The sequence below is a fragment of the Snodgrassella sp. CFCC 13594 genome (assembly GCF_001590725.1).
Taxonomy (GTDB): Bacteria; Pseudomonadota; Gammaproteobacteria; order Burkholderiales; family Neisseriaceae; genus Snodgrassella.
The window spans coordinates 168,808-184,089 of sequence record NZ_LQXR01000001.1; the positions used below are offsets into that span (position 1 = coordinate 168,808).

The following is a 15,282-nucleotide window of genomic DNA, read 5'->3' on the forward strand; positions in this document are numbered from 1 at the left end:
CTGGTCGTTTTGCTGAATAAGCCAACAGGCTGCCTGAAAAATATTGGTTAGTGCGCTGGTGAATATGTGCTTACCCATGTGGGCATAGACCAAGCGCCGCCAGCAAAACCGCGACATAGCCCCGTTTGTTTGTCGCCAGCAAGGGCAAAGCGTTTACCATCCCAGGCGAAGGTTTGATGCCACCCACAGGTGCCGGCATCATCGCCTTTTTGGCTAACCATGATCAACCCATTAGCATAATGATTGGCATCGGTGGTCACTAGCATGGCTTGAAATGGGGCTTGGTTGTTGATGAGCCAGATGCCATGGCCTTGATTCCGTCCGGATTGCCAGCATAAACCAGTGGCCACTGAATTGGTGGCCGACAGCGGCAAGATATGGAGTTGGAAATTGTCGTTTTGGCTTGATTTGGATATTAGATTAGGACAAGTTTTGCTCAGCTGGGGAGCATATTGCTGGGCCAATTCAGCGCGTACTTGCTGCCGTGAAATGGATTGAGCTGCGGCCGCCCAAGTAGCTTGGATAGCTGGTTTTTGGTAGATAACTTTAGCCGGTGCTAAAGCGGGTAAGACAGCATTCGTACTGTGACCAAGGCGCGTCAAAGCGCTGGGGGTATTGATGCGGCCTTGCCAATCGTCCATTTTCAACAATACTGAATTGGCGCCATTGCTGGATAAAGGGTAGTGATGGTCGCCTTGGCTGAAACGCACAGATTGACCAATACTCAATAATGCTGGAATCAGTGCTTGAGTTTGTGCATCGGACAGTTGCCAGATTTGGTTAGATTGTTGCTGGATGGTCCCAAGATCAATTTTGCCTATCCATAAGTGAGGCGCAGAGGCCGTTGCCAAACTCAGAAAACGAACCTGAGCATGAACACGCTCTTGCTCACCGGCTTTACGTGTCAGCAATAGGGAAACGCTGTGTTCGTTTGGATCGCCATGGCTGTAACCCGCTGCACGACATGTGCGCGTGTTGTCGCAAGCCAATGACCAGTCTTTGCTGTCAAAATTTTTGCCCGAACCTGCCGTGGCAACATTGGTACAAGTCAGGGCGACCATGGCTGCTGAAACATAAACGCATGTATGAAATTTCATGATGAACCTTTCAGGCAGCCTCTTGTGGCATTTTAAAATGCACGCGGGCCACTGCAATGGGCTTGTGCATATCGGCTTGCCACATCTCAGCCGCAACATTGGTAATGCGGCTGCCTTGACGCGTTAATATACAGCGTGCAAAGCTGGTTTGCGGTTTGCCGCTGCGCAAATAATCGAGCGAGAAGTCCACCATTTTGGGCAATTCGTTCATGTTGTTCACATGGTGTAAAAACAGTGCCGAAGCACTTTCTAAAAAACCACCAATCAGACCACCGTGCAATGCGGGTAGAAAAATATTGCCAATGTTTTGTTCAGCAAACGGCAGGCAAAATAAAGGCTGTTCCTGCTCATCGAAGCCCATTTTCAGACCAATAAAACCAGCATAAGGCATGAGCCCGTGGGCGCGTTGGGTGAGCGTTGTATCAATCTGGAAAACATCGGGGTCGCTGGGCGAATTCATGTGTTGCGCTCCTGGTGCAGGTATTCACGTAATGCTTTTTTTTCGCGTTCACCCAGTGGTGTGCGCATAAAGGTAGCCGTACCCAATGCAATCGGATCAGACTCATCGTGCTGGTAGCAATGGCTGCGTACAAAGGCGACTTGGCCAGCCAAGCGATAGCACTCTGCTTTGGCATAAATGCGGTCATGTGGGGTAGCGGGGTGCATGTAGTCGATGCGCATATCTAGGGTGGCCAATACTTCAAAATCAGGTAGCAATGCTGCGACAGCGCTGGCTGAGGTCACGTCTACTAAAGTGGTAATCACGCCGCCGTGGATGGTTTGGGTATGTTCATTGCCAACCAAATCGGGACGCCAAGGAACGCTCATCAAAGGTTTATCTTGTTGTTCACTCTCTGTACGTATGCCCAGAGCCACGCAATGTGGTAGTCCAGCATAGTGGTGAAACAATAACGAAAAAACCTGTGGGTTCACGGGCATGGGTGTTGTTCTCCAAAATCAATCAATCGCGTGGACGCTGCCCAATTGGGCAGCGTTTCACTTCTCTATACGAACCTGCTGTGAAGGTTTACCGCTATTTTTGAGCGTGTCACAACAAAAAAGGATTGGCATAGTCAATTTGTGGATGACGCTCGTTTAAGCTTTGGTTTAAGGCATCCAAAGTCTGTTGCAAAGTATGGTGCAGCAAATCGGTTAATGCTGTTTCGTTGAATTCAGCTTGGTTGCGTACCAATGCACTAACATCAATGGCGTTTGCTACGCGAATGTGGGCTGTTCGTGGGCCGACTGGGCGGGGCAAAAAGCGATGTATCTTATTTATCCAACTGCCCCAAGCCAAATGGTCGCAGCGCAAGCGCTTAAGACATTCGGCAATGGTTTCTTGTTGCCACCGCGGTTGATGATACACCTCTTGAGGGTTGCGCAAGATTAATTGCAGTTCCTTGCGGCGGCGACAGGTCATGCGATCAATGGGTTCCCCCGCTTTTTCAGACTGGCGGATGGCTTTGAGCATGTGTTGGGCTTGTTCGGTGAGGTTGCCTGAAAAATGACCATACACGCTTAACGAAGCCAATAGTTTTTCCATGAGTACATTTTGGGCATCAAAAAAATTCAGGTGTCGTGGTGGCGCGAAGCCCATGTTTTGAAAGCGCAACCATAAGACTTGGCGGTAGAGGCGCGCCAATCGCAGTGGCAGGCTTAAAAACGCTTGCTCTTCTATCCCCAATTGTCTTTCAACGTGTGCCATCTCCGCGTGTAGATGGGGGCTTTCATCGCGCTGAAATTTGAGTTTCCATACCACCGGCTGGATGAGTACCGAACGTGTATTTGTGCCATCGTGAGCAGCCTGTAAAGCCATTTTGGCGGCACCACCAAACAATGGGTTGATGTAGTCGCTTTGCCAATAGACGTTGCCTTCCGGATGAAGCAATACTGGCGTGCCACTTTCGGCAGTATGGATGGAATAGGCTTGCGCAGCCTCGGTTTGCCCCGGGATTTGAGCAATTAAGTGATTGGCCAACCAAAAATTTTGTACTTGTTTACCCATGCCGTTAACAATGTCGTGGGTGGCCCAGTTGGCGGTCATGGGGGCATAACGGGCGGCCAGTTCTTTGTCTATCATCCAATCGGTAAAAAATTCAGGGTGATTGGGGGTGATGAATACACTGTGTTGACCATTTATGGTGCTTTTCAAGCGCGCATCGTCTTCTGGGGGTAGATCGAAATCACGGATGTCGCACAGGCCGCGTATCAGTGGTAACTGGTTGAGGTAAGGAATGTCGCGCAGATAAGGGGTACCATACAAATTCAACCAACGATTGACCCAAGTCATCTGACGAATCAGCGTGGGGTTGGGGCGTGGCGCAACAAAGGTATTGAGGCGAGACGGGGTAGAAGAGGTAGCCATGAGTTTGGGTATTCCTGAGCATCCATTGTGTTGGATGGCAATTATCCTGAGAAAAATGGTTAATTGGTCGTATAATTTACGCAAATTAAATAATATTTGCAAAGTTACTGTTCATGAAATTTACGACGAGATTTAATCCTAAGCTGTATGAATTGATGCAAGGCTATAATCGATCTCGGCTGATTAAGGATGTGGGGGCCGGATTAACAGTGAGCGTGGTGGCCTTGCCTTTGGCTATGGCCTTTGCCATTGCTTCGGGTTTGCCGCCTCAATCGGGCCTGTTCACCGCCATTATTGCCGGTTTTTTGATTTCTTTGTTTAGCGGTTCTCGCGTTCAAATTGGTGGGCCCGCCGGTGCGTTCATCGTCATTGTCTATGGAATAGTGCAGCAATATGGCGTGGGTGGTTTGCTGTTGGCCACATTTATGTCTGGCATTGTACTGTGGCTGATGGGTTTTTTGCGCATGGGCGTGTTGATTAAGTTTATTCCCGTGGCGGTCATTATTGGTTTCACCAATGGCATTGCAGTGCTTATTGGTTTGTCGCAAATCAAGGATTTTTTGGGTCTGCGTATTGACGGTAAGATGCCAGCAGAATTTTTTGCTTTGGTTCGCACATTATGGCAAGCCTTACCCAGTTGGAATCCCCAGGCAGTGGGGGTGTCATTATTGTCTTTAGCACTGATTGTGGTATGGCAAAAAATCATGCAGCGCAAGATTCAGTTGCCTGAAGAGGCGGGTGTTTTGCCACGGGTATCGGGTTCATTGGCTTTGATTCCTGGTTCAATTGTCGCATTGGTGGTGGCCACGGTATTGGTGCCTATGCTGGGCTTACATGTGGATACCATTGGTAGCCGCTTTGGCGGCATTCCTCAAGGTTTGCCCCCATTCACAGTGCCTAATTTTAATTGGCATGACATTCAAGGCTTGATCATGCCCGCGATCACATTGGCTATTTTGGGATCGATTGAATCACTGTTGTGTGCGCGTGTGGCAGACAGCATGATTAAGGATAAGCATGACCCCAATCAGGAGTTATTGGCACAAGGTTTTGCCAATATGGTGGTGCCGTTTTTCGGTGGTATGCCTGCCACAGGAACCATTGCGCGCACTGTCACCAACATCAAAAATGGGGGTGCCAGCCCAGTAGCCGGAATGGTGCATGCGATAGTGCTGCTGCTGGTGATGTTGATGGCTGCACCTTTGGCGCAATACATTCCTTTGGCGGCACTTTCGGCGATTTTGATGTTTGTGGCTTGGAATATGGGTGAGTGGCGTGAATTTGCTCGGTTGCGGGCATTCCGTTTGCCTTACCGGATTATCTTGCTATCGGTGTTTTTACTCACTGTGGTGGTGGATTTGACGGTGGCGGTGGAAGTGGGCATTTTTGTTTCTTGTCTGATTTTCATTTACCGCATTTCCAGTCTGACTGTGGCTGAACCGTGGGTATTGCCAGATGCTTTGGCACGACCGGGTGTAGTGGGGTTTACGCTGACAGGCGCAATTTTTTTTGGTGCCGTGAAATTGATTGATGAATTGGTGCGTGTCGTGCCCAAAAAGGCTTTGGTGTTGGATTTTTCTGGGGTTATTTACATTGATTCATCGGGCGAAGAATCAATGGAAGAGTTGCTGGAAGCCTACCAGGAACGGCAGGTACCGATTTTGGTCTATGGTTTGCGCCAGCAGCCGCATGATTTGTTGGCGCGCACGGGATGGCTCACGCGCTTGGGTTATCAAAATCTGTGTGCTGATCGTGCAGCGTTGCAAGCACGACTGGCTGAATTGGCTTAAGCATGAACCATGAATTTTTTCAGGCAGCCTGTGTACAATAGCGGCTGCCTGAATATTTTGAGAATCGGAATGATGCCATCTAATCCCATTGCCATTATTGCGGCCATGCAGCCGGAATTGGACGCCTTGCAACAACAGCTCTGTGATGCACAGCACATCACCATCGGCAGTATTCATGTGTATCAAGGGCGGCTGGCCGATAAACCCGTGGTGCTTGCATTAAGCGGCATTGGTAAGGTGAATGCGGCAATGACCGCCGCCATGCTGATCGAGCGTTTTCAGCCGCAAGCGCTGATTAATACCGGTAGTGCCGGCGGGTTGCGTGAGGGGCTATTGGTGGGAGACGTGGTTATTGGTGCCGAAACCGCGCATCATGACGTGGATGTCACGGCATTTGGCTATGTGCCGGGGCAGGTGCCACAATTGCCTGCCCGGTATGCGGCTGATGAAGCGTTGATGCAGGCGGCGGAACGGGCAGCAGTGGCCTTTACAGGGGCTACAATTGGTCGCGGTTTGATTGTCAGTGGCGATCAGTTTATTCATGATTCTGCCCGGATTGCTGCCATTAAAGCCAATTTTGCTGATGTTGCTGCTGTGGAAATGGAAGCCGCAGCGATTGCGCAAGTGTGCTGGCAACAATCAGTGCCATTTGTGGTGATTCGGGCCATTTCTGATAATGGCGATGAGTCTGCCAGCGTGTCATTTGATGCCTTTTTGCAAACTGCCGGGCGCCATTCTGCACAAATGGTGATGGCGATGCTGGCAGCATAGCCACTGAATGGGCTCTTGGTAGCATGATGCATGGCTAATCACTAAAGTGGTCGCGTGGTTTATGTGGTGTTGGCGTATTCTTAGATTGCTAGGCTGTTTGGGTGTTCAGGTAATTTTTCTCGGTAAAGGATGGACTTTGTTTAAATCGTTTTTTCCCTATCCACGCTGGTTTTTTTTGTCGGCCGCAGTATGGGCTGCACTCAATGTGTTGTTGTGGTATGTCGGTCATGGTGAGGCATGGGGTGTCGTTCTGGGTTGGCCCAGCGGGTATGCGCAAGCGCCTCTGCCCATTGGTGTTCAACGATTTTGGTCGGCGCCATTTTTGTGGTTTTATACTTGGTTTTGGTTGGCTACGGCGTTGTTTGCGATTTTTTGGCGTACATTGAGCAAGCATGTTTGGCAGCGTTGGTCGGTGTGGGGTTCAGCGCTGATTTTGTTTAATATTTGGTTTGGTGTGCAGGTGAGTGTGGTGATCAATGCTTGGTATGGCCCATTCTGGGACTTAATTCAGAAGATGCTGGCCAGTGGCGGCGGCGATATCATGGACTTGTATCATGGCACCCTCACATTTCTTTATATCGCCATGGTGGCCGTGACGGTGTCTGTACTCAATTCGTTTTTCGTCAGTCACTATATTTTTCGTTGGCGCACCGCCATGAATCAATACTATATTGGTAACTGGCCACAGTTGCGGCATGTGGAAGGGGCGTCCCAGCGCGTGCAGGAGGACACCATGCGCTTTGCTACCACCATGGAAGATTTGGGGGTGAGTTTTGTGCGTGCCATTATGGTGTTGATTGCGTTTCTGCCGATCTTGTTTCAACTTTCCAGCCATGTGCCTGTATTGCCGCTGGTGGGGGAAATCAAACATTCTCTGGTGTGGGCGGCGATTGCTTGGTCGCTGTTTGGTACTTTTTTGCTGATGGTAGTGGGCATTAAATTACCCGGTTTGGAATTCAATAACCAAAAAGTAGAAGCGGCTTATCGCAAAGAGCTTGTGTATGGTGAAGATCACGATGACCGAGCTCAGCCGGCAACCTTAAAAGAATTGTTTGGTCGCGTGCGCGTGAATTACTTTAGGCTGTATTTCCATTATGCGTATTTCAACATGGTGAGTACGTGGTATATCCAGCTGGATGTTTTGTATAGTTTGCTGGTTTTGTTTCCATCGATTGCCGCGGGTACCATGACCTTGGGGTTGATTAATCAAATTGCCAATGTGTTTGATAAGGTGCGCGAATCATTTCAATATTTGATTACTTCTTGGAAAACGATTATTGAATTGTTGTCGATTTATAAGCGATTGAAAGCATTTGAATCTATCTTAAAGTAAGGTTATGGCGCTGCATAAACAATATAAAATAAAGTTAAATGGTTTAATTTATTCAACAATAAGGCTGCCTGAAATCATTCAGGCAGCCTTATTGTTTGCTCAATGGCAATCGTTAGGAAGTTCTCTATGCACCAGTATTGGATATTGTGGTGTTGATGGGCTGATGGCGTGTGCACAAAAATAAGAGATGAATTTGGTTTGGGCTGGGTTATAAGGGGTGCTGCTGAAGAAATTCGTAGGCAGCCCGTGTACGACGATAGAGGGTAGCCAAGCAGCCCAAAGCCATCGCGATTAACGCAATAAACAGTGTCCAATTGTGATCGCCATAGGTATTTTCAATGATGCAGCCGATGGCTGCGGCGGTTAGCAAGGCCATACGTTGTTGTTTGGCCATAGGCCCCAAAAAGCGGGTGGGGGCACCAATGGCAGTGGCCAAGGTGCGCACATAAGCTGTGAGTATCGCCAATATGGCAGTCAGCCAGCCCAGTATGCCGCCCCAAGTAATGTCCAGGAGCGCATAACCTGCTGCAATCAAAATCAGTGCATCGGAAACTCGATCGGGCATGTCATTGAATAGCTCTCCGGCGGGGGTGGATTTGCCGCCTTCTACCGCCACCATGCCGTCAAACAAATTACACAGCAAGCGGCCTTGTATCCCTAAAGCGACCACCACATAACAGGCATCGCGGCCAATACCGCTGGTCAGCGGTACCAGTAAAAAAGCCAAGGCGGCGATGGCTGCACTCACGATGCTGAGTAAAGAAATTTGATTGGGGGTAATGTTTTTCCCACTCAAATAACGTGCAAATCGTTGCGCTAAACGGCTGCTACGTACTTTTAAGGGACGGCGTCCAGATAAATTGGGTTCGTTTGAGTTCATGGATAGGCTCAATCAAGCAAAAGGTTAATGGCTATCAGCCGATGTTGGTTTGGCCAGTCTTGCGGTGGTCATGAAACCAAACAATATGGCCACACTCAATGCGGGGGTAACAGTTTGGGCAATATTTGGGGTGCCAATCAAATAATGAATGGCAACCAAGCTTGTCCCGGTTACCAGGACCGTGGCAATGGGCGGCAAAACGATTTTCAAAAATCGGATAGAAAGCGCATTGTATTGCCATTCCAACGCGCGTGTCATGATTAAGGTAATCACCAAGCTACACAAACCTTGAGTTAAGCCGGAAAAGAGCCCACGCCAGAAGCCATGATCGGCATTGATGTAACCCGCCCAGCTCCCCCATAAGACAAAGGCCATGGCTGCAGAAATCCAAGTATAGCGTTGGCCTGCTTGTGCTTTATTGGGTGGTGCTATTGGGGCGGCGCTCATGGTTTAATGTGCCTCATCCCAATTGTGTCCATGGCCAACTTCCGCCACCAAGGGCACATGCAATTTTGCCACGCCTGCCATCAGTTCGGGCAGCCGAGTATTAACTTGTGCTAACTCGTGGTTGGGGACTTCCAAAACCAATTCATCGTGTACCTGCATAATGAGCCTGCTTTGCAATTGGTTGTGTTGCAGCCAGTCGGCCACGGCAATCATGGCCATTTTAATGAGGTCGGACGCAGTACCCTGCATGGGCGCATTAATGGCCGCTCGCTCGGTGGCTGCGCGTTCATTGCCATTTTTACTTTTTAACCCGGGTAGATACAAGCGGCGGCCAAACAAGGTTTCAACAAAACCGTGTAATTGGGCTTGCTCGCGGGTGCGCTGCATATAATCAGCGACACCCGGATAGCGCGCAAAATAGCGGTCAATAAAGTTTTTCGCCTGCGCCACATCGATGCCCAGTGATTTGGCTAAGCCATACTGACTCATGCCATAAATCAAGCCGAAATTGATGGTTTTGGCGTAGCGTCGCTGTTCTGAAGTGACCGCGTCTTGGCTAATGCCGAAAACTTCAGCCGCAGTGCGGCGGTGGATGTCTTGATCGTGCTTAAAGGCCTCAATCAGCGTGGTATCGCCAGATAAGTGAGCCATGATGCGCAATTCAATTTGTGAATAGTCTGCAGACACCACTTCAGCGCCCGCGGGCGCCACAAAAGCCCTGCGTACCCGACGCCCTTCTTCGGTGCGGATGGGGATGTTTTGCAAATTGGGGTTATTGCTCGCTAAACGCCCTGTAATGGCAACTGCTTGCGCATAAGTCGTGTGGACGCGACCCGTTTTGGGGTTGATGAGTTGCGGTAATTTGTCGGTGTAGGTTGATTTGAGCTTGGCCAAGCTACGTGTTTGTAAAATCAGTTGAGGCAAGGGATAGTCTGGCGCCAGTTTTTCTAGAACGCTCTCATTGGTGGAAATGCCACCGGAAGCGGTTTTTTTCAGGCCGGAGGTGGGAATACCCATTTTATCAAACAGAATTTCCTGCAATTGCTTGGGTGAGTTGAGGTTAAACGGCTGGTCTGCCAATTGATAGGCACGCTCTTGTAAGCGCATCAATTCGCTACCCAGTTCATGGCTTTGTTGAGCCAATTCTTGTTTGTCGATGAGTACGCCATTGCGTTCCATAACAAACAGAACTTGGGCTACCGGCAATTCCATCTTTGTGTACATTGTTAATTGCGCTTCATCCATTTGCGCCCGTAAATGGCGCTCAATGCGCAATGCAAAATCGGCGTCTTCTGCTGCGTAACGGGTGGCATCCGCAAGGCCTACATCGCCAAAACCAATTTGTTTGGCGCCTTTTCCACACAATGATTCGTAGGTGATGGTGGGTAAGTCCAAATGCCGACGCGCCAGTTCATCCAAGCCGTGGCCCAAATGGCTTTCCACAATATAGGAAGCCAGCATAGCATCGCCCACAATGTGGTTGATTTGGAGGCCATAGTTGGCCAAAACATGCTGGTCATATTTCAGGTTTTGGCCGATTTTGCCAAGCTGGTTGCTTTCCAAAAAAGGTTTCAGGCAGCCTAATACGGTGGTTAGCGGCAATTGTTCAGGGGCGGCGGTAAGGCTGTGGCCCACTGGGATATACACTGCATCACCGGCTGCAAAGGCGATGCTGATACCCACCAATTGCGCATTCATGGCATCCAAACTGGTGGTTTCGGTGTCCAAACCGATGGTGTCTGCTGTCTGCAAACGTGCTTGTAATTCGCTCAGCTGGGCTTCTGTGGTGATGGCTTGATAATGCAAACCTGCTGGCGCGATTGGTGTAGGTGCGGTGTGTGCAACCGGCTGGATCGATTCAGCGGTGAACAAGTCATCGACCTGTATCGGTGATTGGGCGGCTGGTACGGGCTCGTTTAAGCGCTGCTGTGCTTCTTTGAGCCAGGTGCGAAAACCCAATTCCTGAAAATGCACCGCCAACTTGGACCAATCTGGACTTTGGCGTGCCAAATCTTGGAGTCCGTTGGGGAGGGTGTGATGCAAATCCACGTCGGTTTTGATGGTGATCAATTCATAAGACAGTGGCAGGTGCGGCAGAGCGGCCACCAAATTTTCGCCTACCTTGCCTTTGATGTCGTGGGCGTGCTCCATGACATTGTGTAAATTGCCGTATTCTGCCAGCCATTTGACGGCGGTTTTGGGCCCGCATTTATCGACGCCGGGCACGTTGTCGACCTTATCGCCAATCAAACTCAAATAATCAATGATTTGATCGGGGCGCACGCCAAATTTGTTTTCTACACCCGCGATGTCTAATGTTTCATTGGACATGGTATTGACCAGCGTAACCTGATCATCAACCAGCTGCGCCATGTCTTTGTCGCCCGTAGAAATCACCACTTGCCAGCCTTCTGCTTCGCCTTGTTTCGTGAGTGTACCAATGACATCATCGGCTTCCACGCCGCTGATCGCCAAGGTTGGCCAGCCCATCAGCCGCACCAATTCAGGTAAGGCTTCAGCTTGCGGGCGCAAGTCATCGGGCATAGGAGGACGGTTGGCTTTATAGGCCGGATACAGTGTGTGGCGGAAATTTTCACCTTTGGCATCAAAGACGCAGCAGGCAAAATCGTGTGCCACATCTAAACGCAAACGGCGCAGCATGTTCAATACCCCATACAAAGCACCGGTGGGCATGCCGCTGGGGCTGGTGAGCTGTGCCATGGCGTGATACGCTCGATATAAGTACGATGAACCGTCAACCAGTAATAAGGTTTTTTGCATTGTGTGTTCCCAGGGTAGCATCAGGCTGCCTGAACGCGAATATAAAAGGAAAATCATGACCTTGCAGGCCAAATTGCCACAGCCGCCGCTGCCCGAAGAAACCGTCAATACCATTCGTTCGCGCGAGTCTTACCATTTACTCAAAATCATGTCTGAGTTTGTGGAAGCGGGCGAAGAGCTGCGTGCCATTCAACCGGCCGTGAGTATTTACGGCAGTGCGCGTACACCGGTCAGCAGCCCATATTATGCCTTGTGTGAAACCTTAGCACGCCAACTTTCAGATGCGGGATTCGCGGTGATTTCGGGTGGTGGGCCAGGCATTATGGAGGCGGCCAATAAAGGCGCATTCTACGGCAAAAGCCCAGCGGTGGGGCTGAATATCGAATTGCCACATGAACAGCATGCCAGCGCGTATCAAGATTTATCGGTGAAATTTAAGCATTTTTTCCCGCGGAAAGTCATGTTTGTGAAGCACGCGATTGCCTATGTCACCTTGCCCGGTGGTTTCGGTACTTTGGATGAGCTGTTTGAGAGTCTCACGCTGGTGCAGACAGGAAAAAGCCCAATGCGACCCATTGTTTTGGTAGGCAGCGCATTTTGGGGTGGCTTGATTGAGTGGGTACGTACGCAATTATTGAGCCACGGCTACATTCATGAAAAAGATTTGGATTTGTTGTGTGTCATGGACGATCCAGATGCGATCGTGGCGCACATTTTCGATCATTATGAGCGCTGTGGTAGCGGTTTATGTGTGCCCATGGACAACAGCATGGAGTGGATGCTGGGGTTGTAATTGGATTGGGTGCTGCCATGAAAGCAGGCTCTGAAAAACATGGATATGTGGCTGTACTCATGGCTTTTTTGAGGTGGTGGGCTGCCTGACGCTTTGACGTGAGTGGCTGGATTTGATATTGAGGGGCCATTTTTGCGTGCGGTCGGTGGTTAAATGAGCGCAATCAGCATGTTCTGGTTGATGAAAAGGAAGATGCTTATGTTGACGAAACTGGATGCACATAGTGCGTTGGTGTTGATTGATTTACAAGCCGGTATTTTACAAGGGACATTGGTGCATCCAGCCGAAACCATTGTGCATCAATCGGCATTGCTGGCGAAGGCCTTTCAGGCAGCCCATCAGCCTGTTGTGTTTGTGACGGTCATCCCTGATGGTGCTTGGGTGCGCACCCGCAAAATGGTGTCCGCACGGCCACCTCATATACCCGGTGACTTTGCTCAGTTGGATCCAGCGCTACAGCCCACGGCAAATGATTTATTGGTGCGCAAACACCAATGGACGGCCTTTTTTAACACATCATTGCACGCTGAATTACAAGACCGTGGTATTACCCAATTGGTGCTGGCGGGGGTGTCTACCAGTGTGGGTGTGGAAGGGACGGCGCGCGATGCGGCCGTATTGGGCTACAACTTGGCTTTTGTTGTCGATGCCATGACCGATCGTCACCCCGACAGTCATCACCATTCTATTACGCGTATTTTCCCGCGCTTGGGTGAGGTGAGCGATACAGAACAAGTATTGGCCGCATTGGCACAAGCGTAGTCAGATAAGGAGCAAATTGTGGCAAACAATCATGAGGGTTGGACCTCATCGCGGTTGTGGGCAGTGGTGGCACTATGCTTGTTTGTACCGGCGCCCAGTATTGGGGTGATGGTGGCCTTGCATGCGGAAATGGGGCAGCTGGGTACGCTGTTGTGGGGGTTGGCTAAATTATGGCTGTTTATCGGACCGGCGCTGTGGTGGTTGTGTGTGCAACGCCAACCATGGAGTTGGTCACCGCCGCAATTGGGTGGCTTTGGTGTGGCGGTTGTTTTAGGCCTGGTAATGGTGCTGGTCATCTGGGGCGGATTTTGGTTTTGGGGTCTGCAATACATTGATTTGGGGCAATTGCGGCACAAAATGCAGGTAGTTGGTCTGACTGATCCCTGGCGCTATGGCTGGGTGTGCCTATATTGGATTGCGGTTAATTCATTGTTGGAAGAATATGTGTTTCGCTTTTTTCTGTATCGGCAATGCGAAACCATTGTGGGGCATGGCAATTGGGTCGCGGTGTTGTTGGCGGCTTTATTTTTTACGGTTCACCATACCTTAGCCTTGGCTGCCTATGTGCCGTGGCAGCAAAATGTGTTGGCTTCTTTGGGGGTGTTTACGGCCGGCGCAATATGGTCGGCTTTGTATGCGCGTTATCGCAGTATTTGGCCTGGCTTTGTGTGCCATGCCTTGGCCGATGTAGGGGTATTCAGTGTGGGGGCGTATTTGTTATTTGGCGCAGCTGGGCAGTGAAAATTTGTGGTTGCCTGAAGCCGTTCAGGCAGCCACAAGTTCGACCATTTTAATGCGCAGATGGCCTTGATTAGCGTCCTTTTTCTACGACACGCTGATCTACTTCTCGTCCTGCCCAGTCGCACACAAATTGCCAAGCCACACGCCCGGAGCGACTGCCTCTGCTTAGGCTCCAATTTAAAGCTGCCTGACGTGCCGTTTCGTCAAACGGTAAGCCAGCATCCTCCAGCCAGTTTGCCACTGCTTGTAAATAGGCAGTTTGGTCGAATGGATAAAAACTCAGCCATAAACCGAATCGGTCTGACAGCGATACTTTTTCTTCTACTGCTTCTTTGGGGTGCACTTCACCTTTGTGGCCAGTAGTTGCTTCATTATCAGCCATGTATTCGGGCATCAAATGGCGTCGATTTGATGTGGCATATACCAACACATTGGCACAACGTACGGATAAACCGCCATCCAAGGTGGTTTTTAATGCCTTATAGGCATCATCACCATCTTCAAAAGACAAGTCATCACAAAAAATAAGGTATTTCTCCGGTCGTTTGGCCAAAATCGTGAGTAGATAAGGCAATGTGAGTAAGTCGCTTTTGTCTACCTCGATGAGCCGCAACCCTTGTGCTGCATATTCGTGTAACAGCGCTTTGACCAGCGATGATTTGCCCGTGCCCCGAGCGCCTGTCATCAATACATTATTAGCGGGGCGGCCTGCTAAAAATTGTTGGGTATTGCGCACCAATTGCTGCATTTGTGTGTCTATGGCCGCCAAGCGGCTGAGCGCAAAGGTATGGGGTTTGGGTAATCCCATCAACACCCCTTTATTACCGATTTTTTGCCAACGATAGGCCAGCGCTGACCAATCGGGCTCGTGTGTCTCGGGTGGTAGCCACGCATCAAGCCGTCGCAATATTGACGCGGATTGACGTAAAAAAGATTTTAATTTCATGATGTTCTTTTGTTGGGTGTGTTGGGGTTTATTTACAGTAGGGGCTTGAAATCGGCCAGTAAAGCCATGCTTAAAAAACACAGGAGCGCCAAAACATATGTCATCAGGCTGCGCCCGCTGCGTGGCACCGATTTTAAGGCAATGGCACCAATAACAATATACACCACCAATAAAATCAGCTTTAGCCCGAGCCAATTGGCATTCTCAAATGGGATGTAGTGGGTGATGATGATCAATGAGATGCCGCTGAGCAGCAAAAGGGTGTCATTGATGTGGGGGAGAATGTGCAAAAATCGTGGCAATGGCTTGTGTGGCAGGGCCAAACGCAAGCCAAAACGCAAATTAAATAACACAAAAGTGGTCACCACAAAAAACAGATGACACAATTTCATCGCGGTATAGGGGTTCATGGCAATCTTTGTCATCCAGTTTGGGTAAAATACATCATAAAATTTTGAGAATATGAAATCAGCATACAAAGCGCAAAATCTTGACTTGCATCAAAGTCAGGAATGGGCATTTGATTATAATGAATCCCGAAACATTTGGTTTCCTCTTGATGTGTGTGTGTTTGGG

General features: G+C 49.7%; 15 protein-coding genes. 6 read left to right on the forward strand and 9 right to left on the reverse strand.

Annotated features, from left to right (window positions below; translation table 11 throughout):
- Positions 1-47 precede the first annotated feature (47 nt).
- The 4 genes from A2F46_RS00770 to A2F46_RS00785 form a co-directional block, all read right to left on the reverse strand.
- Positions 48-1,097, reverse strand: coding sequence for a DUF1176 domain-containing protein (locus A2F46_RS00770; protein WP_066565582.1), 1,050 nt, complete (start codon positions 1,095-1,097; stop codon positions 48-50).
- A gap of 10 nt (positions 1,098-1,107) precedes the next feature.
- Entirely contained in the window at positions 1,108-1,557 is a 450-nt protein-coding gene (locus A2F46_RS00775; RefSeq protein WP_066565584.1) for a PaaI family thioesterase, read from the reverse strand.
- Positions 1,554-2,036, reverse strand: coding sequence for a PaaI family thioesterase (locus A2F46_RS00780; RefSeq protein ID WP_066565585.1), 483 nt, complete (start codon positions 2,034-2,036; stop codon positions 1,554-1,556). Before A2F46_RS00780 ends, A2F46_RS00775 begins: the two co-directional genes overlap by 4 nt.
- Positions 2,037-2,145: 109 nt before the next feature.
- The gene (locus A2F46_RS00785; protein ID WP_066565586.1) at positions 2,146-3,462 is read right to left on the reverse strand and encodes a hypothetical protein; all 1,317 of its coding nucleotides are present in this window, start codon (positions 3,460-3,462) and stop codon (positions 2,146-2,148) included.
- Positions 3,463-3,575: 113 nt separating this feature from the next.
- Here A2F46_RS00785 and A2F46_RS00790 point away from each other — a divergent pair, with 113 nt between their 5' ends.
- The 3 genes from A2F46_RS00790 to sbmA all read left to right on the forward strand — a co-directional run bounded on the left by A2F46_RS00790 (position 3,576) and on the right by sbmA (position 7,356).
- Positions 3,576-5,252 (forward strand): SulP family inorganic anion transporter, encoded by a 1,677-nt coding sequence (locus tag A2F46_RS00790; protein ID WP_066565587.1) that lies wholly within the window; start codon positions 3,576-3,578, stop codon positions 5,250-5,252.
- Between the two features lie 72 nt (positions 5,253-5,324).
- Positions 5,325-6,023: a 5'-methylthioadenosine/adenosylhomocysteine nucleosidase gene (locus A2F46_RS00795; RefSeq protein WP_066565877.1), complete on the forward strand. Its 699-nt coding sequence runs from the start codon at positions 5,325-5,327 to the stop codon at positions 6,021-6,023.
- 136 nt (positions 6,024-6,159) lie between these two features.
- Complete coding sequence (gene sbmA, locus A2F46_RS00800) at positions 6,160-7,356, forward strand: peptide antibiotic transporter SbmA (RefSeq protein ID WP_066565590.1); 1,197 nt, start codon at positions 6,160-6,162, stop codon at positions 7,354-7,356.
- 208 nt (positions 7,357-7,564) lie between these two features.
- Here sbmA and A2F46_RS00805 read toward each other — a convergent pair whose 3' ends face one another.
- Genes A2F46_RS00805 through polA form a run of 3 tightly spaced genes read right to left on the reverse strand, consistent with a single transcriptional unit; the run spans position 7,565 to position 11,464 of the window.
- Positions 7,565-8,236, reverse strand: coding sequence for a CDP-alcohol phosphatidyltransferase family protein (locus A2F46_RS00805; RefSeq protein ID WP_066565593.1), 672 nt, complete (start codon positions 8,234-8,236; stop codon positions 7,565-7,567).
- A 24-nt stretch (positions 8,237-8,260) separates the two neighbouring features.
- Positions 8,261-8,683, reverse strand: a complete 423-nt coding sequence (locus A2F46_RS00810; protein ID WP_066565595.1) for a hypothetical protein — start codon at positions 8,681-8,683, stop codon at positions 8,261-8,263.
- A gap of 3 nt (positions 8,684-8,686) precedes the next feature.
- Positions 8,687-11,464, reverse strand: a complete 2,778-nt coding sequence (gene polA / locus A2F46_RS00815; RefSeq protein ID WP_082783523.1) for a DNA polymerase I — start codon at positions 11,462-11,464, stop codon at positions 8,687-8,689.
- Between the two features lie 55 nt (positions 11,465-11,519).
- On the opposite strand from polA, the gene A2F46_RS00820 reads away from it, so the two are divergent.
- The 3 genes from A2F46_RS00820 to A2F46_RS00830 all read left to right on the forward strand — a co-directional run bounded on the left by A2F46_RS00820 (position 11,520) and on the right by A2F46_RS00830 (position 13,760).
- Positions 11,520-12,257: a TIGR00730 family Rossman fold protein gene (locus tag A2F46_RS00820; protein WP_066565596.1), complete on the forward strand. Its 738-nt coding sequence runs from the start codon at positions 11,520-11,522 to the stop codon at positions 12,255-12,257.
- Between the two features lie 198 nt (positions 12,258-12,455).
- A complete protein-coding gene (locus A2F46_RS00825; protein WP_197457505.1) occupies positions 12,456-13,019 on the forward strand; it encodes an isochorismatase family protein in 564 nt (187 codons plus the stop codon).
- Between the two features lie 18 nt (positions 13,020-13,037).
- Positions 13,038-13,760: a CPBP family intramembrane glutamic endopeptidase gene (locus tag A2F46_RS00830; protein ID WP_066565599.1), complete on the forward strand. Its 723-nt coding sequence runs from the start codon at positions 13,038-13,040 to the stop codon at positions 13,758-13,760.
- 70 nt (positions 13,761-13,830) lie between these two features.
- Here A2F46_RS00830 and A2F46_RS00835 read toward each other — a convergent pair whose 3' ends face one another.
- Together A2F46_RS00835 and A2F46_RS00840 are read right to left on the reverse strand one after the other, a co-directional pair.
- Entirely contained in the window at positions 13,831-14,706 is an 876-nt protein-coding gene (locus A2F46_RS00835; RefSeq protein WP_066565884.1) for an ATP-binding protein, read from the reverse strand.
- A gap of 32 nt (positions 14,707-14,738) precedes the next feature.
- The gene (locus A2F46_RS00840) at positions 14,739-15,116 is read right to left on the reverse strand and encodes a SirB2 family protein (protein WP_197457506.1); all 378 of its coding nucleotides are present in this window, start codon (positions 15,114-15,116) and stop codon (positions 14,739-14,741) included.
- Positions 15,117-15,282 lie beyond the last annotated feature (166 nt).

Coding starts and splice junctions, on each gene's coding strand:
- A2F46_RS00805 (WP_066565593.1), bottom strand. CDS start 8,236: ATGAACTCAAACGAACCCAATTTATCTGGACGCCGTCCCTTAAAAGTA.
- A2F46_RS00840 (WP_197457506.1), bottom strand. CDS start 15,116: ATGAACCCCTATACCGCGATGAAATTGTGTCATCTGTTTTTTGTGGTG.
- A2F46_RS00785 (WP_066565586.1), bottom strand. CDS start 3,462: ATGGCTACCTCTTCTACCCCGTCTCGCCTCAATACCTTTGTTGCGCCA.
- A2F46_RS00770 (WP_066565582.1), bottom strand. CDS start 1,097: ATGAAATTTCATACATGCGTTTATGTTTCAGCAGCCATGGTCGCCCTG.
- A2F46_RS00810 (WP_066565595.1), bottom strand. CDS start 8,683: ATGAGCGCCGCCCCAATAGCACCACCCAATAAAGCACAAGCAGGCCAA.
- A2F46_RS00825 (WP_197457505.1), top strand. CDS start 12,456: ATGTTGACGAAACTGGATGCACATAGTGCGTTGGTGTTGATTGATTTA.
- A2F46_RS00790 (WP_066565587.1), top strand. CDS start 3,576: ATGAAATTTACGACGAGATTTAATCCTAAGCTGTATGAATTGATGCAA.
- A2F46_RS00780 (WP_066565585.1), bottom strand. CDS start 2,036: ATGCCCGTGAACCCACAGGTTTTTTCGTTATTGTTTCACCACTATGCT.
- A2F46_RS00820 (WP_066565596.1), top strand. CDS start 11,520: ATGACCTTGCAGGCCAAATTGCCACAGCCGCCGCTGCCCGAAGAAACC.
- A2F46_RS00835 (WP_066565884.1), bottom strand. CDS start 14,706: ATGAAATTAAAATCTTTTTTACGTCAATCCGCGTCAATATTGCGACGG.
- A2F46_RS00795 (WP_066565877.1), top strand. CDS start 5,325: ATGCCATCTAATCCCATTGCCATTATTGCGGCCATGCAGCCGGAATTG.
- A2F46_RS00775 (WP_066565584.1), bottom strand. CDS start 1,557: ATGAATTCGCCCAGCGACCCCGATGTTTTCCAGATTGATACAACGCTC.
- polA (WP_082783523.1), bottom strand. CDS start 11,464: ATGCAAAAAACCTTATTACTGGTTGACGGTTCATCGTACTTATATCGA.